The organism is Curtobacterium pomorum (assembly GCF_044497295.1).
Classification (GTDB): Bacteria; Actinomycetota; Actinomycetes; order Actinomycetales; family Microbacteriaceae; genus Curtobacterium.
Genome location: NZ_CP172409.1, coordinates 1,238,729 through 1,260,156, shown reverse-complemented (window position 1 = coordinate 1,260,156; position 21,428 = coordinate 1,238,729). Strand labels below are relative to the sequence as shown.

At 70.1% G+C, this 21,428-nt stretch carries 20 protein-coding genes and 2 tRNA genes; 11 read left to right on the top strand and 11 right to left on the bottom strand.

What is annotated here, in order from left to right; all coding sequences use genetic code 11:
• From ACGH48_RS06050 to ACGH48_RS06040, 3 genes are read left to right on the top strand one after another with little or no spacing between them, the layout of a single operon-like run.
• A complete protein-coding gene (locus tag ACGH48_RS06050; RefSeq protein ID WP_396290603.1) occupies positions 1–1,008 on the top strand; it encodes an ABC transporter permease in 1,008 nt (335 codons plus the stop codon).
• A complete protein-coding gene (locus ACGH48_RS06045; protein WP_396290602.1) occupies positions 1,005–1,904 on the top strand; it encodes an ABC transporter permease in 900 nt (299 codons plus the stop codon). The genes ACGH48_RS06050 and ACGH48_RS06045 overlap by 4 nt, the downstream gene beginning before the upstream one ends.
• Complete coding sequence (locus ACGH48_RS06040; RefSeq protein ID WP_396290601.1) at positions 1,901–3,598, top strand: ATP-binding cassette domain-containing protein; 1,698 nt, start codon at positions 1,901–1,903, stop codon at positions 3,596–3,598. Before ACGH48_RS06045 ends, ACGH48_RS06040 begins: the two co-directional genes overlap by 4 nt.
• Before the next feature lie 64 nt (positions 3,599–3,662).
• Here the strand turns inward: ACGH48_RS06040 and proP are convergent, their stop codons facing one another.
• Positions 3,663–5,249, bottom strand: a complete 1,587-nt coding sequence (proP, locus tag ACGH48_RS06035; protein ID WP_260233110.1) for a glycine betaine/L-proline transporter ProP — start codon at positions 5,247–5,249, stop codon at positions 3,663–3,665.
• Positions 5,250–5,515: 266 nt separating this feature from the next.
• Between proP and valS the strand changes: the two genes are divergently transcribed.
• Positions 5,516–8,110: a valine--tRNA ligase gene (valS, locus tag ACGH48_RS06030; RefSeq protein ID WP_396290599.1), complete on the top strand. Its 2,595-nt coding sequence runs from the start codon at positions 5,516–5,518 to the stop codon at positions 8,108–8,110.
• Positions 8,111–8,175: 65 nt separating this feature from the next.
• A complete protein-coding gene (locus tag ACGH48_RS06025) occupies positions 8,176–8,427 on the top strand; it encodes a hypothetical protein (RefSeq protein ID WP_123313465.1) in 252 nt (83 codons plus the stop codon).
• A gap of 113 nt (positions 8,428–8,540) precedes the next feature.
• Here the strand turns inward: ACGH48_RS06025 and ACGH48_RS06020 are convergent, their stop codons facing one another.
• On the bottom strand, positions 8,541–9,380 hold the full coding sequence (locus ACGH48_RS06020; protein ID WP_396290598.1) for an alpha/beta fold hydrolase: 840 nt from the start codon (positions 9,378–9,380) through the stop codon (positions 8,541–8,543).
• Positions 9,381–9,501: 121 nt separating this feature from the next.
• Between ACGH48_RS06020 and ACGH48_RS06015 the strand changes: the two genes are divergently transcribed.
• On the top strand, positions 9,502–10,095 hold the full coding sequence (locus tag ACGH48_RS06015) for a TetR/AcrR family transcriptional regulator (protein ID WP_396290597.1): 594 nt from the start codon (positions 9,502–9,504) through the stop codon (positions 10,093–10,095).
• 176 nt (positions 10,096–10,271) lie between these two features.
• Positions 10,272–12,296: a M3 family metallopeptidase gene (locus ACGH48_RS06010; RefSeq protein WP_396290596.1), complete on the top strand. Its 2,025-nt coding sequence runs from the start codon at positions 10,272–10,274 to the stop codon at positions 12,294–12,296.
• Between the two features lie 203 nt (positions 12,297–12,499).
• Here the strand turns inward: ACGH48_RS06010 and clpX are convergent, their stop codons facing one another.
• Positions 12,500–13,780: an ATP-dependent Clp protease ATP-binding subunit ClpX gene (gene clpX / locus ACGH48_RS06005; protein ID WP_111084519.1), complete on the bottom strand. Its 1,281-nt coding sequence runs from the start codon at positions 13,778–13,780 to the stop codon at positions 12,500–12,502.
• Between the two features lie 236 nt (positions 13,781–14,016).
• Here clpX and ACGH48_RS06000 point away from each other — a divergent pair, with 236 nt between their 5' ends.
• Both ACGH48_RS06000 and ACGH48_RS05995 read left to right on the top strand, forming a co-directional pair.
• Positions 14,017–14,745, top strand: a complete 729-nt coding sequence (locus ACGH48_RS06000; protein ID WP_396290595.1) for a YcnI family protein — start codon at positions 14,017–14,019, stop codon at positions 14,743–14,745.
• Positions 14,746–14,795: 50 nt separating this feature from the next.
• Complete coding sequence (locus ACGH48_RS05995; RefSeq protein WP_396290594.1) at positions 14,796–15,401, top strand: copper resistance protein CopC; 606 nt, start codon at positions 14,796–14,798, stop codon at positions 15,399–15,401.
• A 62-nt stretch (positions 15,402–15,463) separates the two neighbouring features.
• Here the strand turns inward: ACGH48_RS05995 and ACGH48_RS05990 are convergent, their stop codons facing one another.
• From ACGH48_RS05990 to ACGH48_RS05970, 5 genes are all read right to left on the bottom strand, one after another.
• Positions 15,464–16,123 carry an ATP-dependent Clp protease proteolytic subunit gene (locus tag ACGH48_RS05990; RefSeq protein ID WP_027464696.1) on the bottom strand — a complete coding sequence of 220 codons (660 nt, stop codon included), beginning with the start codon at positions 16,121–16,123 and terminating at the stop codon, positions 15,464–15,466.
• Positions 16,124–16,149: 26 nt separating this feature from the next.
• Positions 16,150–16,779 carry an ATP-dependent Clp protease proteolytic subunit gene (locus tag ACGH48_RS05985; RefSeq protein WP_340196154.1) on the bottom strand — a complete coding sequence of 210 codons (630 nt, stop codon included), beginning with the start codon at positions 16,777–16,779 and terminating at the stop codon, positions 16,150–16,152.
• Positions 16,780–16,947: 168 nt separating this feature from the next.
• Positions 16,948–18,255 (bottom strand): trigger factor, encoded by a 1,308-nt coding sequence (gene tig, locus ACGH48_RS05980; RefSeq protein WP_185021418.1) that lies wholly within the window; start codon positions 18,253–18,255, stop codon positions 16,948–16,950.
• Between the two features lie 52 nt (positions 18,256–18,307).
• A tRNA-Pro gene (locus ACGH48_RS05975) sits at positions 18,308–18,384 on the bottom strand.
• Between the two features lie 93 nt (positions 18,385–18,477).
• Positions 18,478–18,753 carry a hypothetical protein gene (locus ACGH48_RS05970; protein WP_396290593.1) on the bottom strand — a complete coding sequence of 92 codons (276 nt, stop codon included), beginning with the start codon at positions 18,751–18,753 and terminating at the stop codon, positions 18,478–18,480.
• Between the two features lie 68 nt (positions 18,754–18,821).
• Between ACGH48_RS05970 and ACGH48_RS05965 the strand changes: the two genes are divergently transcribed.
• A tRNA-Gly gene (locus ACGH48_RS05965) sits at positions 18,822–18,892 on the top strand.
• A gap of 130 nt (positions 18,893–19,022) precedes the next feature.
• A complete protein-coding gene (locus ACGH48_RS05960) occupies positions 19,023–19,484 on the top strand; it encodes a DUF3761 domain-containing protein (RefSeq protein WP_396290592.1) in 462 nt (153 codons plus the stop codon).
• 36 nt (positions 19,485–19,520) lie between these two features.
• On the opposite strand, the gene ACGH48_RS05955 is transcribed toward ACGH48_RS05960, so the two are convergent.
• The 3 genes from ACGH48_RS05955 to ACGH48_RS05945 form a co-directional block, all read right to left on the bottom strand.
• Positions 19,521–19,853: a hypothetical protein gene (locus tag ACGH48_RS05955; protein WP_222660213.1), complete on the bottom strand. Its 333-nt coding sequence runs from the start codon at positions 19,851–19,853 to the stop codon at positions 19,521–19,523.
• A gap of 183 nt (positions 19,854–20,036) precedes the next feature.
• Positions 20,037–20,327, bottom strand: a complete 291-nt coding sequence (locus tag ACGH48_RS05950; RefSeq protein ID WP_123313456.1) for a DUF1905 domain-containing protein — start codon at positions 20,325–20,327, stop codon at positions 20,037–20,039.
• Positions 20,328–20,479: 152 nt separating this feature from the next.
• Entirely contained in the window at positions 20,480–21,403 is a 924-nt protein-coding gene (locus ACGH48_RS05945; RefSeq protein ID WP_396290591.1) for an endo-beta-N-acetylglucosaminidase H, read from the bottom strand.
• Between the last annotated feature and the right edge of the window lie 25 nt (positions 21,404–21,428).

Genomic DNA, 21,428 nt, shown 5'->3' with positions numbered 1-21,428 from the left:
ATGCGATGGGTCTGGTGGGCCGTCCGGCGGCTCGCCGGGGGCATCGGTGTGCTCTGGGCCGTCGCGACGATCGTCTTCGTCGCGATCCGGCTCATCCCCGGCGACCCCGCACTCGCGATCCTCGGGGGTCCGGGTTCGCAGGCCTCCGCCGAGGCCGTCGCCCGGGTCCGCCACGAGTACGGCCTCGACCAGCCCGTGCTCGTGCAGTACGCGGTGTTCCTCGGTCGCCTCGCCACCCTGCAGCTCGGTGAGTCCTACGCCTTCCGCACCCCCGTCGCCACCCTGCTCGGCCAGCAGCTCCCGGTCACGCTGACCCTGGCGGTGGCCGGGCTCGTCGTCGCGTGGGTCCTGGCGATCGTCGCGGCCTGGTGGTCGACGCAGCGCGGCCGGTTCGCGGCCGGACTGACGAGCGCACTGAGTGTCACCGCGAGCGTCATGCCCCACTTCTGGCTCGGCAGCGTGCTCATCGTGGTGTTCGCGAGCGCCCTCGGCTGGGTGCCCGCGGTGAGCGACGGCACTGCCCGCGGCTGGGTGCTCCCGGTGCTGACGGTGGCCGTCCCGGTCGCCGGGTACCTGGCCGAGACCGTCCGCGACGGGGTCGTCGACGCGCAACGGTCCGCCTTCGCGCTCGCCGCCCGTGGCCGTGGCGAGACCCGCCTCGGGCTGTTCTCCCGGCACCTGCTCCGCCACGCGGCGCTGCCCGGGATCGCCCTGTCCGCCTGGGCCTTCGGATCCCTGGTGTCCGGGGCCGTCGTCGTCGAGTCGGTGTTCGCGCTCCCGGGCATCGGCCGCGCCCTCGTGACCGCCGTCACGCAGCGGGACATGCCGCTCGTCGCCGGGATCGCGCTGGTGTCCGCAGCCGCGTACGTCGTGGTGCTGGCCGTCGCCGACCTGGTCGAGCGCGTCGTCGACCCGCGCACGTCGGCGAGTCGTGGTGCGCGGAACGGCGGCGCACGCGGCGGCACCGCGCGACGCCGTGGACCCGGCCGACCGGCGGACGCGCGGTGAGCGGGATCGCCGACCCGGGCCTCCAGACCGGAGCGCCCGGCCACCAGACCGCCGCCGGCACCGAGCGCGTCCGTGGGGGGACGCTCGGCGTCGGCGGCACCGCCGCGGCGGTGGTCGTCCTCGTCGCCGTCGTGGCGGCCGCTTGGCCGGCGCTGCTCGGCGGCGGCGACCCGCTCGCGGTGCACCCCACGGACGCCCTGACCGCCCCGAGCGGCGCCCACCCGTTCGGCACCGACGAGTCCGGTCGCGACGTCCTGGCACGGGTGGTCGCGGGGACCCGCGCATCGCTCGTCGTGGGCGTCGCCGCGACCCTGATCGGGGGCGGAGTGGGCGTCCTGCTCGGCGTCGTCGCCGGGCTCGGTGCCGGGGCGGGACGGCTCGGCCGCCTGCTCGACGCCGTGATCGGCCGCGTGACCGAGGTGGCGTTCGCCCTGCCGCTGCTGCTCGTCGCCCTCGTGGTGATCGCGGTCACCGGACCTGGCCCGGTCCCCGCCGTGCTCGCCGTCGGCTTCGCCACCGCCCCCGGCTACGCCCGCATCGTCCGCGCGCTGGTGCGTGCCGCCCGGTCGTCGCAGGTGGTCGAGACGGCCGTGCTGCAGGGCCGCTCCCCCGTCCGCATCGTGGTCCGGCACGTCCTGCCCACCGCACTCTGGCCCGTCGTCGCCGTCGCCACCCTCGGCGTCGGTCAGGCGATCGTCTGGGCCTCGGCACTGAGCTACCTCGGCGTCGGCACACCGCCCCCGGCTCCGGAGTGGGGCGCGATGCTCGCCGACGGCCGGACCTACCTGCAGACCGCGCCGTGGATGAGCACCTTCCCCGGACTCGCCATCGTGGTGCTCGCGACCGCCGTCACCGTGCTCGGTCGCGCGATCCGCCGAACAGGAGTCGTCCGATGACCACCGTCTTCGAGGTCCAGGGGCTGCATGTCGCCATCGCGGGCACGCCGATCGTGCACGACGTCGCCCTGCGGGTGGACGCCGGCGAGTGCGTCGCGCTGGTCGGCGCGTCCGGCTCCGGCAAGACCGTCACCGCGCGCGCCGCGCTCGGCCTGTCGGCGCCCGGCTCCGCCGTCCGCGCCGACGCCTTCACCGTCGCCGGCCTCGACGTCCGGGCGTTCTCCGACCGGCGGTGGCGCCAGGTGCGCGGGTCGCGGGTCGGCTACGTCGGCCAGGAGGCCCTGGGCGCGTTGGACCCGCTGCGACCGGTCGGGCGCGAGGTCGCCGACAGCCTCCGCCTGCACACCGAGATGGGTGCGGCCGAGCGCATGGACGCCGTGCGCGATGCCCTGCGAGCGGTCGGCCTCGATCCGGACATCGCGACCGACGGCCGACTCGCCGGCACGCTGTCGGGCGGGATGCGGCAGCGGACCCTCATCGCCGCGGCCACCATCGGGTCGCCCGCGCTCGTGGTCGCCGACGAACCCACGACCGCACTGGACGCCGGGGTCGCGGTCACCGTGATGGAGCAACTGCGGGCGGCGCAGCAGCGCGGGGCGGGGCTGCTCGTGATCACGCACGACCTCGGGCTCGTCGCGGGGTGGGCCGACCGCGTGGCCGTCATGCACGAGGGGCGGATCGTCGAGCAGGGTCCGGTCGCCTCGGTGTTGCAGGACCCGGAGCACGCCGCGACGCAGGCCCTGGTGCGCGCTGCCTCGCACGGTGCGAGGTCCCGCCGGGATGCTGTCGTCCGGTGCGAGGTTCCGGACATGGTGCGAGGTGCTGCGGATCGCACAGAACACGGAACCTCGCACGGAACAGAGGCGACCTCGCACGGTGCGAGGGGCGTGCTCGTCGCCGAGGGCCTCGCGCGCGACTTCGACGGCGTCCGCGCGGTCGACGACGTGTCGTTCGGACTCGACCGCGGACGGGTGCTCGGGGTGATCGGCGCCTCGGGGTCTGGCAAGACGACCCTCGCGCGCGTGCTGCTCGGGCTCGAGACACCCGACGGCGGCACCGTCGCACTCGACGGCGAACCGTGGGTGCCGCTCCCCGAGCACGACCGACGCCCTCGGCGCCACCGCGTCTCGGCCGTCGTGCAGGACCCCGGTGCCACGTTCGACGAGCGGTGGTCGGTCGAGCGGGTCCTCGCCGACGCGTTCTCGCGGGGCGACGCTCGACGTGCCCAGGGTCCGCTCGCCGCCCGGGTGGACGCAGCCCTGCGGCAGGTCGACCTCGACCCGGCGCTCCGACCGCGCTCCCCGCGGACGCTGTCCGGCGGGCAACGGCAGCGCCTGGCGATCGCCCGGGCGCTGGCGACCGACCCCGAGGTGATCGTCCTCGACGAGCCGGTGACCGCCCTCGACGCCACCGTGCAGGACGCCGTGCTCACCCTGCTCGAACGGCTCCGCGACGACACCGGGGTCGCGATGGTGTTCGTGTCGCACGACCTGCTGGCGGTCCGGCGGATGGCGGACGACGTGCTCGTCGTGCACGAGGGCGCGGTCGTCGAGCACGGCCCCGCCGCGACGGTGTTCGCGCGCCCGGCGCACCCGGTGACCGCGTCCCTGCTGCGGGCCGCCGAGCAGCTCGCGGCCGGCCCGGCGGGACAGGACGCGCCCGACGCTCCGGGCCGTCGCGCGCCCTGGACGTGACCGGAGGCCCGGTGCGCGTCCGTGACGGACGTGCACCGGGCCTCCAGGGCGGGTCTGACCGGGGTCAGGAGTCCGCGGACTCCTTCTTCGGCGTGTCACCCGAGATGATCGGGATCTCACTCGTCGCGAACTCCTTCGCCCAGTCGGACTGCGCGAACTCCGAGTTCGGGTCGTTGTAGTCGTCGATCACGCCGGCGACCTCGTCCTCGGAACCGACCGTCGGACCGGAGCCCATGAGCGGCGTGGCCGCGGTCTCCTTCGTGAAGTACACCGCGACGAGTCCGATGACGGCGGCCAGCATCAGGTAGAAGGCCGGGATGTCCTCGGCCCAGCCGTAGCCGGCGTCCTTCGCGGCGTTGATGAGCGCGGACGTCGCGAGCGGGGTCGTCCCACCGAACAGCGAGACGGACACGTTGAACGCGATGGCGAGGGCGCCGTAGCGGATGATCGTCGGGAACAGCGCGGGCAGCGTCGACGGCATGGTCGAGGTGAACGTGACGAGCACGACACCGAGGATCAGCAGGCCGGAGAACACCCCGACGCCCGTGCCGGTCTGGACGAGCTTGAGCGCCGGCCAGGACAGCAGGATGAAGCCGATGCAGCCGGCAGCGAGCACCGGACGACGGCCGAACTTGTCGGACAGCCGGCCACCGAACGTGATGACGACCATCATGAGCAGCATCACGACGACGATCAGGATGAGGCCGAACGTGGCGTTCTGGCCGAGGTTCTGCTCGAGGTAGGTCGGCATGTACGACAGCAGCATGTAGTCGGTCACGTTGAAGACCAGGACCAGGCCGATGCAGATGATGAGCGAGCGCCAGTTCTCGGCGAAGAGCTTGAGGAACGGCGTCTTCTGCCCCTCGCGCTCGGCGGCCTGCTCCTGCTGCTTCTGGAAGGCCGGCGTCTCCTCCAGCTTGAGGCGCAGGTAGAGCCCGATCAGACCGAGCGGGCCCGCGATGATGAACGGGATGCGCCAGCCCCAGCTGAGCAGGGCGTCCTCGGACAGGCCGAACTGCAGGCCGGTGACGATCGACGCACCGAGCACGTAGCCGGCGAGGGTGCCGAACTCGAGCCACGAACCCATGAACCCGCGGCGCTTGTCGGGCGAGTACTCGGCGATGAAGGTCGCGGCGCCGCCGTACTCACCACCGGTCGAGAAGCCCTGCACGAAGCGCGCCACGAGCAGCAGGACCGGAGCCCAGAAGCCGATCGAGTCGTACGACGGGATCAGGCCGATCATCAGCGTGCCGGCGGCCATCAGGATCATCGTCAGTGCGAGGACCTTCTGCCGACCGATCTTGTCGCCGATCGGGCCGAACACGGCGCCACCGATCGGTCGGACGATGAACGCCGCGGCGAAGAACCCGAAGGTCGCGACGATGTTCGCGGCCGGGTCGCCCTGCGGCAGGAAGACCTGCGAGATCGTCACGGTCAGGTACGCGAAGATGCCGAAGTCGAACCACTCCATCGCGTTGCCGAGGGCGGCGGCCGCCACGGCGCGCTTGAGCAGCGACTCCTCGACGACGGTGACGTCGTCCTTCGTGAGCTTGCGCCGAGCGCGCTTCGCAGCGCCCTTCGAGCGCAGCGGTCGGTCGCCGTGCGGCAACGGCCGATCGCCGTGCGGGTGGGGTGCGTCGTTCGGTGCCAAGTCGTTCCTCCGGTGTGCGGTGCGTCCTTCGGGCGTCCGGCGGACGGCAACGGTGCAGTTCCTGCGAACCCGCGCTCGCCGGACAAACTCCGACAGACTACCAGGTGTCCGGCGTGTCCGACAGGTCGGTGTGGTAACCACCGCTCCGACCGCCCGCGAGCGGCGTCGGCCCCGCCCGCTACGATTGGGACACCTCGCGTCAGGCGGGGACACTCAGGCACCTCATCACGGACTCGGTGCCGCACACACGCACGGAAGGCGCAGCCATGACCAAGCCCATGCCCGAGAAGCCCAGCGTCGACGGACTCGAGCGGGTCTGGGGGCCGGTCTGGGAGCAGGACGGCACGTACCGCTTCGACCGTGACGCCGCCGGCCACCGCGACGCCGTGTACTCGATCGACACCCCGCCGCCGACCGCCTCCGGGTCGCTGCACATCGGCCACGTGTTCTCGTACACGCACACCGACCTCAAGGCGCGGTTCGAGCGCATGCGGGGCAAGCACGTGTTCTACCCGATGGGCTGGGACGACAACGGCCTGCCGACCGAGCGACGCGTGCAGAACTACTACGGCGTCCGCTGCGACCCGACCCTGCCCTACGACCCCGACTTCACGCCGCCGTTCGAGGGCGGCGACGGCAAGTCGTCGAAGGCCGCCGATCAGCTGCCGATCTCGCGCCGCAACTTCATCGAGCTGTGCGACCAGCTGACCGTGCAGGACGAGCAGCAGTTCGAGGAGCTCTTCCGCACCCTCGGACTGTCGGTGGACTGGACGCAGTCGTACCGCACCATCGACGAGACCTCGCGGGCGAGCGCCCAGCGTGCCTTCCTCCGCAACCTCGAGCGCGGCGAGGCCTACCAGGCCGACGCCCCGACCCTGTGGGACGTCACGTTCCGCACCGCGGTCGCGCAGGCCGAGCTCGAGGACAAGGAGATGCCCGGCGCCTACCACGGCATCGCATTCCACCGTGCGGACGGCGGCGACGACGTCGTGATCCAGACGACCCGCCCCGAGCTGCTGCCGGCGTGCGTCGCCCTCGTCGCGCACCCGGACGACGAGCGGTTCCAGGACCTGTTCGGCACCATGGTCCGCTCCCCCCTGTTCGGCGTCGAGGTCCCGGTGCTGGCGCACCACCTGGCACAGAAGGACAAGGGCGCCGGCATCGCGATGGTCTGCACCTTCGGCGACACCACCGACGTCGTGTGGTGGCGCGAGCTGCAGCTGCCGAACCGCGCGATCCTCGGCTTCGACGGCCGTGTCCGCTCCGACGAGCCCGCGTGGATCGAGAGCGAGCAGGGCAAGGCGCTCTACGCCGAGATGGCCGGCAAGACCGTGTTCTCGGCCAAGAAGGTCGTCGTCGACGCCCTGACCGAGTCCGGCGAGCTCGTCGGCGACGTCAAGACGATCAACCACCCGGTGAAGTTCTTCGAGAAGGGCGACAAGCCCCTCGAGATCGTCTCGACCCGCCAGTGGTACATCGTCAACGGCGCCCGCGACGAAGCCCTGAAGGCGACGCTCCGCGCCCGCGGCGAGGAGATCGCGTTCCACCCGGACTTCATGCGCGTCCGGTACGACAACTGGGTCGGTGGCCTGTCCGGCGACTGGCTCATCTCGCGCCAGCGGTTCTTCGGTGTGCCGATCCCGGTCTGGTACCCGCTCGACGCCGACGGCAACCCGGTGTTCGACCAGCCGATCGTCCCGACCGAGGCGCAGCTCCCCGTCGACCCGTCGTCCGACCCGGCGCCGGGCTACTCCGAGGACCAGCGCGGCGTCGCCGGCGGGTTCCAGGGCGAGCTGGATGTCATGGACACCTGGGCCACCTCGTCGCTCACCCCGCAGCTCGCGGGCAAGTGGGAGACCGACCCGGCACTCTACGACCTGGTGTACCCGTACGACGTCCGCCCGCAGGCGCAGGACATCATCCGCACGTGGCTCTTCACGACGGTGCTCCGCAGCCAGCTCGAAGCGGACACCGTGCCGTGGAAGCACGCGAGCATCTCCGGCTTCATCGTCGACCCCGACCGCAAGAAGATGTCGAAGTCGAAGGGCAACGTCGTCACGCCGCTGTCGATCCTCGAGCAGCACGGCGCCGACGCGGTCCGCTACTGGGCGGCGTCGTCGAAGCTCGGCACCGATGCGGCGTTCGACCCGCAGAACCCGAAGCAGATCAAGGTCGGTCGTCGTCTGGCGATCAAGGTCCTGAACGCGGCGAAGTTCGTCTACGGCTTCCCGCTGCCGGAGGGCGCGAGCGACGTGACCGAGGCACTCGACGTCGACATGCTCGCCGAGCTCGGCGCCGTCGTCGAGCAGGCCACCGCCGCGTTCGACGGGTTCGACCACGCCCGTGCGCTCGAGATCGTGGAGCGGTTCTTCTGGACCTTCTGCGACGACTACCTCGAGCTCGTGAAGGAGCGTGCCTACGGCACGGCGGCCGACGCGACGCACGAGACCCAGGCGAGCGCGGTCCTGGCGCTGCGCGGCGCGATCGACGTGCTGCTCCGGCTGCTGGCACCGTTCCTCCCGTACGCGACGGAGGAAGTGTGGGCCTGGACCCACGAGACGAGCGTGCACCGGGCCTCCTGGCCGACCGCTGCCGATCTGCCGACCGACGCGGCCCCCACCGGGCTGCTCGCGGCCGTCGGGCAGGCGCTGATCGGTATCCGCGGGGCGAAGACGGCGGCGAAGGCGTCCCAGAAGACACCCGTGACGCGCGCCGTGGTCGCGGCGCCGGCGGAGACGCGGGTGCTCATCGAGCGCGCGGCGGTCGACCTGGCGGCCGTCGGCCGCATCGAGAACCTGTCGTTCGTCGACGGTGACGAGCTCGCGGTCACCGAGATCGAGCTCGCGGAGCAGCAGGCGTAAGGTCGGCCGTCCGGGCCGGGTCGCGTCGGCGACCCGGCCCGTCCACCACCGGACAGGAGGCACGGATGCAGTTGGGCACACGATGGGGCGTGGGTGCGGAGCCGCCTGCGCGACTGCCCGAGGCGATGGTCGTCGCCGTGCGCGGGGTCGAGGACGAGCTCGCTGCGGAGTCGGTCGACACCGGGGCGTGGGGCTGGACCCTGACGTTCTTGGAGGGCAAGCCGATCGTCGAGCTCGACGACGGCACCTCGATCCACCTCGACGATGCCGGGCACGCACAGGTCACGAACCCCGACGACGCGGCTGAAGAGGACTAGCGCGCGGTCTGCGGTTCGCTTGGTGAGCAGAAATGGTCGGGTCCCTGGTGGGGACCCGACCATTCCTGCTCACGATGCGGGGACCGTGAGGCACCCGCGTGATCGCCGAGGGATCAGGACTCGGCGAGCCAGGTGAGCAGGACCTCGTTCACCTCAGCGGTGTGCGTGGTGAGCAGGCCGTGCGGGGCGCCCTCGATCTCGACGTACTTCGCGGCCGGCAGGGCCTTGGTGAAGCGGCGACCGGTGGCGTCGATCGGCAGGATGTTGTCCGCCGTACCGTGGACGATGAGTGCCGGGACGGTGACCTTCGGGATGTCCTGGCGGAAGTCGGTCGGCCAGGTCAGCGGTGCTGCGGCGGACGCGATGGAGCCGGAACCGGCGGCGATGTTCCAGGCGTTGCGGACGGCCTCTTCCGAGATGCGCGAGCCGAGGTTCTCCGACAGGTTGAAGAAGTCCTGGTAGAAGTTCGTGAAGTACGCGTACCGGTCCTTCTCGACGTCGGCGGCGATGCCCTCGAAGAACGACATCGGGCCGGCACCGTCCGGGTTGTCCTCGGTGATGGCCAGGAACGGCTCGAGCGAGGCGAGGAACGCGACCTTGGCGATCCGGTCCTGTCCGTGGCGGCCGATGTAGCGGGCGATCTCGCCGGTGCCCATCGAGAAGCCGACCAGGATCACGTCGCGCAGGTCGAGGGTCTCGAGGACCGTGTGCAGGTCGTCGGCGAAGGTGTCGTAGTCGTAGCCGGTGCTCGGCTGCGAGGACTGCCCGAAGCCGCGGCGGTCGTACGTGATCACGCGGTAGCCGGCCTCGAGCAGGGCCGGGGTCTGGCCCTCCCACGAGTTGCCGTCGAGGGGGAAGCCGTGGATCAGCACGATCGGCTGCCCGGTCCCCTTGTCCTCGTAGTGGAGTTCGATGTCGACGCTGTTCTCGGTTCCGACGGTGATGGCACCCATGATCGTTCCTTCCCTGAGTATCGCGGAGAACGACCGTTCTCCGCCGATGTGGATTACACTAGAGAACGATCGTTCCCGACGCAACTCGGGAACGGTGAACACACAGCGAACGGGGTACGTCATGGCAACCAGCACCGTCGAACCGGATGTCCGCGCCCACATCGTGGACGTCGCGGACCAGTTGTTCTACGCGCGCGGCATCCAGTCGGTCGGCATGGACGAGATCCGCACCGGCGCCGGCGTCTCGCTGAAGAAGCTCTACGCGGCCTTCCCCGGCAAGGAGCAGCTCATCGCGGCCGTCCTGTCCGGGCGCCACGACCTGTGGGAGCGCGGCGTGCACGGTGCGGTCGAGGCCGCCACCACCCCGCGCGACAAACTGCTCGCCGTGTACGACTTCCTCGAGTCGTGGTTCGGGGACGACACGTTCCGTGGCTGCGGCTTCATCAACGCCTTCGGGGAGCTCGGGGCCACGTCGCCCGCCGTCGCCGAGATCGCCCGCGAGCACAAGGACTCGTTCCAGCGGTTCGTGCAGGAGCTCACCGCCGAGGTCGTCACCGATCCCGAGCGTGCCGAGGAGCTCGCCGCCCAGCTCGCGCTGCTGGCCGAGGGCGCGCAGACCACGGCCGCCATCGCCGGCACCACGGTGCCGGCCGCGCACGCCCGCCGTGCGGCTTCCACGCTGATCGACGCCGCGACGGGGCCGTCCCGCGCATAGCTGGTCGCTTCGGGCGTACTGGGTCGTTTCTTCTGACCCGGTACGCCCGATTCCGTTTTCCAGACCGGTCGCGATGGGAAGGAACGCACCCACAGGGCGGACGGGAGGCGCGGGGCGGGGCCGCCACGGGCCTCCCGTCCGTCCCGTCCCGGCGCGACGTCCGTAGGGTGGTGACCATGGCAACTCCGTTCGACGTCCCGAGCACCCTCCCCTACGCGCTGCCGCCCTTCGGCGACGTGCGACTCGAGCACTACCGGCCGGCCTTCGAGGCCGGCATGGCCGAGCAGCGCGCCGAGGTCGAGGCCATCGCCACCGATCCGCACGCACCGACGGTCGAGAACACCCTCATCGCCCTCGAGCGCTCCGGGCAGTTGCTGACCCGCGTCAGCCACGTGTTCTTCACGCTGTCGTCGGCGGACTCGACGCCGGAGCTGCACGACCTCGAAGCCGAGATCTCGCCGCTGCTCGCCGCACACCGCGACGCCATCACGCTGGACTCGCGGCTCTACGCCCGGGTGCAGTCCGTGCTCGACGGCGCCGAAGCGGCCGGGCTCGAGGGCGAAGCGCTCCGACTGGTCGAACGTACCCACGCCGAGATGACCCTGGCGGGCGCCGGACTCGACGACGCCGGCAAGGAGCGCCTGACCGCGATCAACCAGGAGTTGTCGACGCTCACCACCACCTTCGAGCGCAACCTGCTCGAGGACACGAACGACTCCGCCGTGCACGTGACCGACGAGGCCGAGCTCGAGGGCCTCGACGACGGTGCGAAGTCCGCCGCCGCCGGATCCGCCGCCGACCGCGGGCTCGAGGGGTGGCTCATCACGCTGCCGCTCTACACCGGACACCCGTGGCTGCCGTCGCTGGCGAACCGCGACCTGCGCGAGCGGATCATGCGCGCTTCGCTCGCCCGCGGTCGCCGCGGGAACCAGTACGACAACCGCGAGGTGCTGCTGCGCATCGTGCGGCTCCGGGCCGAGCGTGCCGAACTGCTCGGGTTCCCGAACCACGCCGCCGTCGTCACCGCCGACGAGACCGCCAAGACCCCCGAGGCCGTCGACGGGCTGCTGTCGTCGCTCGTCGGCGCCGCGGCACGGAACGCCGACGACGAGCGAGCCGTCCGGTCCCGCACCGTCGGGTTCGACATCGATTCGTGGGACTGGGCGTACGCCACCGAGATCCTGCGCGGGGAGCAGTTCGCCGCGGACAGCTCCGCGCTCCGGCCCTACTTCGAGGCCGACCGGGTCCTGCACGACGGCGTCTTCCACGCTGCCGGAGCACTGTACGGCCTGACGTTCACCGAGCGTCCGGACCTGCACGGCTACAACGACGAGGTCCGTGTCTTCGAGGTCACCGGCGACGACGACGAGCCCGTCGGGCTCTACCTGCTCGACCTGTACACGCGCGACGGCAAGCGCGGCGGCGCGTGGATGAACCCCGTCGTCGAGCAGTCCGAGCTGCTCGGCACGCTGCCCGTCGTGGTGAACAACCTCAACGTCGCGAAGCCGGCACCCGGGTCGCCGACGCTGCTCATCCAGGACGAGGTCGAGACGCTCTTCCACGAGTTCGGCCACGCGCTGCACGGCCTCATCGCCCGCACCACGTACCCCCGCTTCTCCGGCACGAACGTCGAACGCGACTTCGTCGAGTTCCCGAGCCAGGTGAACGAGATGTGGGTGTCGTGGCCGTCGGTCCTGGCGAACTACGCCAAGCACCACGAGACCGGTGCCCCGCTGCCGCCCGAGCTCGTCCTGGGCCTGAGCGAGTCCGAGGGCTTCAACGAGGGCTTCGGCACGACCGAGTACCTGGCCGCAGCACTGCTCGACCAGGCGTGGCACCGACTCTCCGCCGCAGAGGCCGCGGCGGTGACGTCCGTCGAGGACTTCGAGCGTTCGGCACTCGAGTCGGCCGGGATCGCCGTCGAGGCCGTCCCGCCGCGGTACTCGTCGACGTACTTCGCGCACACGTTCTCAGGCGGGTACGACGCCGGGTACTACGGGTACATCTGGTCCGAGGTGCTCGACGCCGACACGGTCGAGTGGTTCCGCGAGAACGGCGGGCTCGACCGGTCCGCGGGCAGGCGGTTCGCATCGCTCCTGCTGGGCGTCGGTGGGTCGAAGGACCCGCTCGAGGCGTACCGCGACTTCCGCGGCCGTGACGCCGAGGTCGGACCGCTGCTGCGGCGCCGCGGGCTGGAGTAGGCCGCGCGGGGCCGGGCGCTTCCGGGCGTACCGCCTCGAATCGGGCATACCTGGTCGGAACTTTCGACCAGGTACGCCCGATCTCACCTTCCATCGCAGCCGTCATGGGAAGTACCAGACGTCGATCCGCGGGCCGTGCCGACCACCCCACCACGACGAAGGCCCGCACCGAACGGTGCGGGCCTTCGCGGCGTTCCGGAGCGCTACGCCGACTTCTCGACGCGCTTCGCCCGAGGCCGCGGCACGATGGTCGGCGCGGCGTTCTCGAGCACGGACTCGCGGGTGATCACCACGCGGGCCACGTCGTCGTCGGAGGGGACGTCGAACATCACCGGGCCGAGCACTTCTTCGAGGATGGCACGCAGGCCGCGGGCACCGGTCTGGCGCAGCACGGCCAGGTCGGCGATCGCCTCGAGCGCGCCCTGGTCGAACTCGAGCTCGACGCCGTCGATCTGGAACATCCGCTGGTACTGCTTGATCAGCGCGTTCTTCGGCTCGGTCAGGATCTGCATGAGCGCCGCCTGGTCGAGCTGCGACACCGTGGTGACGACGGGCAGACGACCGATGAACTCGGGGATCAGGCCGAACTTGTGCAGGTCTTCCGGCAGGACCTCGGAGTACAGGTCCTGGTGGTCGGTCGCACTGTGCAGCGGCGCCCCGAAGCCGATCCCCCGCTTGCCGACGCGCGAGGACACGATGTCCTCGAGCCCGGCGAACGCACCGGCCACGATGAACAGGACGTTCGTCGTGTCGATCTGGATGAACTCCTGGTGCGGGTGCTTGCGACCACCCTGCGGCGGCACGGAGGCGACGGTGCCCTCGAGGATCTTGAGCAGTGCCTGCTGCACGCCTTCGCCCGAGACGTCGCGCGTGATCGACGGGTTCTCGGCCTTGCGGGCGATCTTGTCGACCTCGTCGATGTAGATGATGCCGGTCTCGGCCCGCTTGACGTCGTAGTCGGCAGCCTGGATCAGCTTGAGCAGGATGTTCTCGACGTCCTCGCCCACGTAGCCGGCCTCGGTCAGGGCGGTGGCGTCGGCGACGGCGAACGGCACGTTGAGGCGCTTCGCCAGGGTCTGCGCCAGGTAGGTCTTGCCGCAACCGGTCGGGCCGATGAGCAGGATGTTCGACTTCGCGATCTCGATGTCGTCGCGGTCTTCGGCAGCGGTGATCTGCCCCTGTGCCCGGATGCGCTTGTAGTGGTTGTAGACGGCCACGGCGAGGGCGCGCTTCGCCGGGTCCTGCCCGATGACGTACTCCTGCAGGAAGTCGAAGATCTCGCGCGGCTTCGGCAGTTCGAAGTCACCGCTCGAGGTGTCCTCGCCGGCTTCGGCCAGGCGCTCCTCGATGATCTCGTTGCACAGCTCGACGCACTCGTCACAGATGTAGACACCCGGACCGGCGATCAACTGCTGGACCTGCTTCTGGCTCTTGCCGCAGAAGGAGCACTTGAGGAGGTCCCCGCTCTCTCCGATGCGTGCCATTGCCGTGCCTCCCTGGTTGGACATGCCGGCCCGCGCGCTCGCACCGGCCGCTGGTGCACCGCTGCTGGTGGGCACCTCGTCGTGGACACGAGCCTAACCGCAACCGGTGACACCGACCGTGCGGCGCCGCGGGATTTCGCGCGCGCGTTCGCCCAGGGCGTTCGGGCCTGCTACCGTGATCCCGTCGTCTCTACAAGTTGTAGAAACCCCGTCGAACCAACCCCCGAAGGATCCCCATGCAGAAGCGTCTCGCCGCCGGCGGCGTCGTCACCCTCGGAGCAGTGGCCGTCATCGTCCTCGGCACCGCCGGCGCAGCCAGCGCGCACGTGTCCGCGACGGCCACCTCGACCGCCGCGAATTCGTACACCACGGCCACCTTCTCCGTCCCGCACGGCTGCGACGGCTCCCCCACCACGAAGATCGAGTTCCAGGTGCCGGAGTCGGTCATCGAGGTCACCCCCACCGTGAACCCGAACTGGAAGATCACGAAGGCGACCGAGCCGTACACGAGCCCCTCCGCCGCGGCCGACGGTGAGCACGCCGAGGACGCCGCCGAGCGCGTCACGAGCATCACCTACACCGCGAAGACCCCGCTCCCCGCCGACGAGCGCGACACCTTCGCGCTGTCCTTCTCGCTGCCCGACGGCACGGCCGGCGACCTCGTCGAGTTCCCCGCCATCCAGACCTGCGAGAAGGGCTCGGTCGAGTGGAACCAGGAGCAGCAGGCCGGCGAAGCCGAGCCCGAGCACCCGGCTCCCTCGATCACGCTGACCGCGGCCGAGGCGACGGACGACGACGGTGACCCGGTCGCCGCCACGCCGACCGCCGAGGCCGCAGCCGGCTCGACGGCCCCCGCGGACCCCGACCTGGTCGGCCGTTTCCTCGGCCTGGGCGGCCTGGTCCTCGGCGCCGTCGCCCTGGTCGTCGCCGTCGCCGGCACGCGCCGCCGGAGCTCCGCCAAGTGACGCAGCGCGGCTCGCGTCGGACCCGACTTCGGTCCTCTGCCTGGAGGCTCGTGGCCGGGTCCGCCGCGGCCGTCGCGATCGCGGGCGGTGCGGTCCTCGGGCTCGCGGGGCCCGCCAGCGCGCACAACTACCTGATCGCGTCCACACCGGAGGTCGACGGCACGCTCACCGCGCTGCCGAAGACGTTCGAGATCACCACGAACGACAAGCTGCTCGACATCGGCGACTCCGGGTCGGGCTTCGCCTTCCGGGTCGTGGGTCCGGACGGGAAGTACTACGAGGACGGCTGCGTCGACGTCGACGGCCCCTCGATGACCACGCCCGCCGCGCTCGGCGACTCCGGGAAGTACACCGTCGAGTGGCAGATCGTCTCCGCCGACGGCCACACCGTCTCCGACGAGTACGCCTTCACGTGGAAGGCCCCGTCCGGGTTCTCGGCCGCGACGGGATCGTCGACGCCGCCGACCTGCGCCACCGCGGGCGACGACTCGACCGAGGCCGCCACCACCGGCACCGCCTCGGGTGACACCGACTCGACCGCGACCGACGCGCTCTGGATCGGCGCCGGAGGCGTCGTCCTCGTCGCCGCGGTCGTCGCGGTGCTGCTGCTCCTGCGGCGGCGCCCCGCGCCCGAGACGGACGACGCCGACGACTGACACCGCTGCACGACGAAGGCCCCACACCGATCGGTGCGGGGCCTTCGTCGTTCCTGCTGGTGCTACTTGACGAGCGCCGGCAGGTTCTTGCGGCTGGTGAGGACCTGGTCGATCAGGCCGTACTCCACGGCTTCCTGCGCGGACATGATCTTGTCGCGCTCGATGTCGTGGTTGATCTCCTCCGGCGTCTTGTTGGAGTGCTTCGACAGCGTCTCCTCGAGCCAGGTGCGCATGCGGAGGATCTCCGCGGCCTGGATCTCGATGTCGGACGCCTGTCCGCCACCCTGCTGGGTCGCGGGCTGGTGGATCAGCACACGGGCGTTCGGCAGCGCGAGGCGCTTGCCGGGGGTGCCACCAGCGAGGAGCACCGACGCGGCCGAGGCCGCCTGGCCGAGGCAGACCGTCTGGATCTGCGGACGGATGTACTGCATCGTGTCGTAGATCGCGGTCATCGCGGTGAACGAGCCACCGGGTGAGTTGATGTACATGACGATGTCGCGGTCCGGGTCCATCGACTCGAGCACGAGCAGCTGGGCCATGACGTCGTCAGCCGACGCGTCGTCGACCTGGACACCGAGGAACACGATGCGGTCCTCGAAGAGCTTCGCGTACGGGTCCTGGCGCTTGTAGCCGTAGGCCGTGCGCTCCTCGAAGCTCGGCAGGATGTACCGATTGGACGGAGCCGGGACGTTCTGCGCGCCACCGAGCATTGGGAGATGCATTCTCGTTTCCTTTTCTTCGGTGGGGATCAGGACTGGGCGTCGGGTTCGGCCGCGCTGGTGGGCGTCTCGCCGTCGGCGACGGTGCCGCCGCCACCGATGACCTCGGCGCTCGAGGCGCGGAGGTGGTCGACGAAGCCGTACTCGAGCGCTTCCTGCGCCGTGAACCAGTTGTCACGGTCGTTGTCCTTGAGGATCTGCTCGATCGACTTGCCGGTCTGCTCGGCCGTGAGCTCCGCCATGCGCTGCTTCATGTCGAGGATGACCTTGGCCTGCGTCTGGATGTCGGCAGCGGTGCCGCCGAACCCGCCGGACGGCTGGTGCAGCAGGACGCGGGCGTTCGGCGTGATGTAGCGCTTGCCCGGCGTGCCGGAGGACAGCAGGAACTGCCCCATCGACGCGGCCAGGCCGATGCCCACGGTGACGATGTCGTTCGGGACGAACTGCATCGTGTCGTAGATCGCCATGCCGGCGGTGATCGAACCACCGGGCGAGTTGATGTAGAGGTAGATGTCCTTCTCAGGGTCCTCGGCGGCGAGCAGCAGCAGCTTGGCTGCGATCTCGTTCGAGTTGTCGTCGCGGACCTCGGAGCCGAGCCACACGATCCGGTCTCTCAGAAGGCGGTCAAAAACACTGGGGTTCAGTGTTGCTTCGGCCATGGAAAAGCTCCCGTTCAGTTGTCGCTTGTTGTCGAACTTATCGGTTGCAACGCACCACTTCGCGTGTGTTCGCCGACAGCAATGCGGTGGTGCGGAAATACGAGACGGGAGGCACGGTGCCAGCTGGCACCGTGCCTCCCGTCTGTCTCGCTGGTGGCGTCGAGATCGTTACTCGGCGTCCTCAGCAGGAGCCTGCGCAACGCCCGCCGTGAAGGCGGACAGGTCGACGGCGTCGCCGTTGGTGTCCTTGACGGTCACCTTCGACAGGACGGTCGCGACGGCCTTGGAACGGGCGACCTCGCCGACCATGCCGGGGATCTGGCCGTTCTGGTCGATGACCTTGATGAACTCGGCCGGCTCCATGCCGTACTGCGCAGCAGCCTGGATGAGGTACTGGGTCAGTTCCTCCTGCGAGACCTGGATCTCTTCCTTCTCGGCGATCGAGTCGAGGAGGATCTGCGAGCGGAAGGCCGTCTCGCTGGACTCCGAGACCTCCTTGCGGTGCTCGTCGTCCTCGAGGCGGTTCTCCTGCTCGAGGTGACGGTGCACCTCGTCCTCGATGAGCTGCGCCGAGATCGGGATGTTGACGTCCTCGATGAGCTTCTCGACGAGCTTGTCGCGAGCCGCGGCGCCCTGACCGAAGGTCTTGGACTTCGCGATCTGCTCCTTCAGGTCCGCCTTGAGCTCGTCGATCGTGTCGAACTGGCTGGCGATCTGCGCGAACTCGTCGTCGGCCTCGGGGAGCTCGCGCTCCTTGACGGCGGTGACGGTGACGGCGATCTGGGCGGTCTCGCCCTCGCGGTCGCCACCGACGAGCTTCGACTCGAAGTTCGTCGACTCACCGGCGGTCAGGGACTCGAGCGCCTCGTCGATGCCCTCGAGCAGGTCGCCGGAGCCGATCTCGTAGGAGACGCCGGTGGCCGAGTCGACCTCGTCGTCGCCGATGCTGGCGGTCAGGTCGATCTGCGCGAAGTCGCCGGTCTTCGCCGGACGGTCGACCGTCACGAGCGTGCCGAAGCGGGTGCGCAGGTTCTGCAGCTCCTCTTCGATCTCGTCGTCCGACACCTCGACGGCGTCGACGGTGAGCTCGTACGCGGAGTAGTCCGGCAGGTCGAACTCGGGACGCACGTCGACCTCGAAGGTGAGGACGAGGTCGCCGGCGAAGTCGGCGAGGTTCGGCAGCTCGGCGACGTCGGCCTCGGCACGGCCGAGGATGCGCAGCTCCTGCTCTTCGACCGCCTGGCGGTAGAAGTTGTCGATGGCGTCACCGACGGCGTGGTTCAGGACCTCGCCACGGCCGACGCGCTGGTCGACGATCGCCGGCGGGACCTTGCCCTTGCGGAAGCCGGGGATGTTGATCTGCTCGGCGATGTGCTTGTACGCGTGGTCGATGCTCGGCTTGAGATCTTCCGGCGTCACGTTCACGGTGAGCTTGACGCGGGTGTCGCTCACCTTGTCGACGGTGCTGGTGGCCACGGGATGTTCTCCTGTTGGTTGACGTTCGTGTGGTCGATGGTTCTCGAGGACCTGGTCGGGGCGACAGGAGTTGAACCTGCGACCTCCCGCTCCCAAAGCGGGCGCTCTACCAAGCTGAGCTACGCCCCGTTTGACTGGGCCAGGGTGTTCGCGCACGCCGAAGGGCGCACGCGACGCCGATGAGTCTAGCGGTCCGGGGCCGGGCGGTTCCCGGGAGGAACGTCACTCGTCCGCTGCGGCGCGTCGCAGGCCGTTGCGCCACCGCACACCGACGAGCACCTGGACCCCGAGCGCCGCCACCCCGAGCACGATCCCGACGACGATCCGCCACACGTGCAGCAGGGCGTGCGCGGGCTGCGACTGCGGATCACCGAACAGCTCCGGGCGCATCGAGAACACGATCGCCGCGAGGACCACCAGCACGTACGAGACCACCCGCGACCAGCGGATCGTGCGCTCGGCGCCGGCGTCCGGCTTGGGGATGACGCGCCCTGGCATGCCGTGCTCGTTCGTTCGGTGCTCGTTCGTCCGCTACGATGGTCTGGCTGCGCCTGGTGCGCAGGCGCGGGGATGTAGCTCAATGGTAGAGCCCCAGTCTTCCAAACTGGCCACGCGGGTTCGATTCCCGTCATCCCCTCTCTTGTTCCTCTGTCTGCCGTCGCCGCACGGTGCGGTGTTCTTCAGCCCGTGCACGGTGGGTTGCTCGGTGCGAGGTCGTTCTGGCGCACGGAGCGATCAACCCCGCACGCAGCGAACACGCGCGCACCGTGCATCTCGGCACCACCCTGAACTGGGGATGGGGCGGCGGAGAGACCTCACGGATCGCGTTCGGCTCCACGACGGTGCAGAGCTCGACCCTGGCCCAGGGCACCACCTCAGTGACGACGCCCGGGGTCCGCGGTGTCAACACGAAGACGTACCTCGTCACGTACACGGACGGTGTGGAAACCGACCGTGTTCTGCGGAGCGAACGCGTGACGACGCCGCCGGTGACGCAGGTCACCACGGTCGGAACCTACGTTGCCCCCGCAGCACCTGCCGCTCCCGCGGCCCCGACGTGCACGAACGGCACCTACGTCAACGCGGCGGGAGCAACGGTCTGTCGACCAGAAGCGGCTTCGAGTGCGCCCGCTGGCGCGACAGCCAAGTGCGTCGACGGTGTTTACAGCTTCAGCCAGTCACGGCGAGGAACCTGCTCTGGGCACGGAGGCGTCGCCGTCTGGCTGTGACACATGCCTGCTGGTAGCGGCACCGATGCTCGGTTGTCAGAGCGCGCCGATCGGCTCTTCGTCGACTTCCTGTCGCAGCATCCGGTACTGCCGCTCCCAACCAGGGGTGCCGCGCCCAGCGGCGTGCAGCGCAGTCCGGACTGCCCCGAGCGCACGGTCGAGCGCACCGAACTCGTCGTCCGAGACGACCCCGATCGAGAAGTTGAGGGTGCCGGTCGCGATGTCGACGGCCAGATCCTGATCGTGGACGTCGTCGAGATCGAAGAGCGCGTCCGCGATGACGTCGAAGTCCGCCGTGAGCTCGGCGCGGAGGTCGTCCGCTGCCTCGAGCTGTGCTGCGCACTCGACGCGCACGATGTAGTTCGTCATGAGCTCCTCCTGTCCCAGCAGCCTGTTCTCTCGAACCGATACTTCAGATGCACAACGTACCAGCGGTTCGACGGCGTCACGTGGACCGTGTGCAGGTGCTCGCCGCACGGGCAGTACGCCTTGTAGTACTTCTCCCTTGCCTGCCGTCCCAGCACGGTGCGAACACGAGCGCACCGTGGGTGGTCAGGGGCCGCCGAGTTCGAGCGTGATCTGCGGGGCTTCGCCGACCTCCACCTGAGCACGGCGACGCTCGGCAGCACGGAGGGGCACAAGGTACCCGCCGTCCTTCGGGAACAACGAGGTGGTCCAGGTGACGGCGCCGATCGTCACCCGGGCGGGGATCACACCCCACCCGTAGGTGAGCATCGGCGCGAGGTCGGCGATGACCTCGGCGGCGTCCGGCGGCACGACGGCGAAGAAGAACGGCGACGGCCCGCGCCACTCGACGACCTCGCCGCGGAACTCGAGCTCCATGCGGCGATCGTACGGCCGCACCCCTCGCACGGTGCGAGGTCGACGGAACTCCGTGCGAGGTTCCACACTCGGTGCGACGGCCGGAGGCTCGCACCGAGTGCGGAACCTCGCACCAGGCCGAGCCCCCAGCCGCTGCCGTCAGCGCGAACGCGTCAGCGGTACGACGCGGCCTGCCCGTACAGCTTCTGCGTCAGGGCGGAGACGTAGGCGGACTTGTCGCCTCCCGGCAGGTTGTACGTCATGAAGACGCCGTACCCGTCGGCCTTGGTGCGCGAGGCGAGTGACACCGCGGTCGACTGCGAGGTGTTCTGGATGTCCACCGCGGCAGCCGACAACCGGGACTTGTCGAGCCCCGGGATCGACGGCGCCGAGTACGTGCCGTAGTAGGGGTTCCAGGCGTAGTCGAGCTTCGAGCCGATGGTGCTGCTCGACTGCGACAGCGAGGACGACGCCGGGCCGATGTCGTAGAACGAGATGAGCTTGCCGGGCATCTGGGCACGCAGCGCGGTGATGAGCCAACCGATGGACTGCTGGTTCGGCTGCGGGGTGCCGTTCGCGCCGTAGTCGGAGTACTCGTCGTCGAGGTCGACCCCGTCGAGGCCGTACTTCGACACGGTGGCGGCGATCTGGGACGCGAAGTCCGAGGCGGCCGCCTGGGTCGGGAAGTTGGCGATGCCCGCGCCCTGGTGGTTGCCGAGGACCGACAGCGACACCTTGATGCCCTTCGCCTGCAGCGGCTTGATCTGCGTCGCGGCGTTGTCGAGCGTCGCCTGCACCTTGTCGTTGTTGACCAGGACGGCCTTGGAGCCGTTCCAGTTGATGTTCGCCGCGAAGATGATCGCGACGTCGAAGGCGTTCGCCCCGCCGGACAGCGTGTACCGGCCGACGTTGGCGAGCTGGTCGTTGTTGACCTCGACGTAGGCGATGCTCGTCGGCCCGGACTTGGTTCCGGCGGCAGCGCCGACGGCAGTCGCGGCGGCCGCACCGGGCGCGGCCGTCGCTGCGGACGGCACGAGCGGTGCCGCCACCATCGCGGCGATGGCCGCCACGATCCCGAACTTCATGGAATTCTTCATGTCATTCCTCCTTGAATGGGTCGGT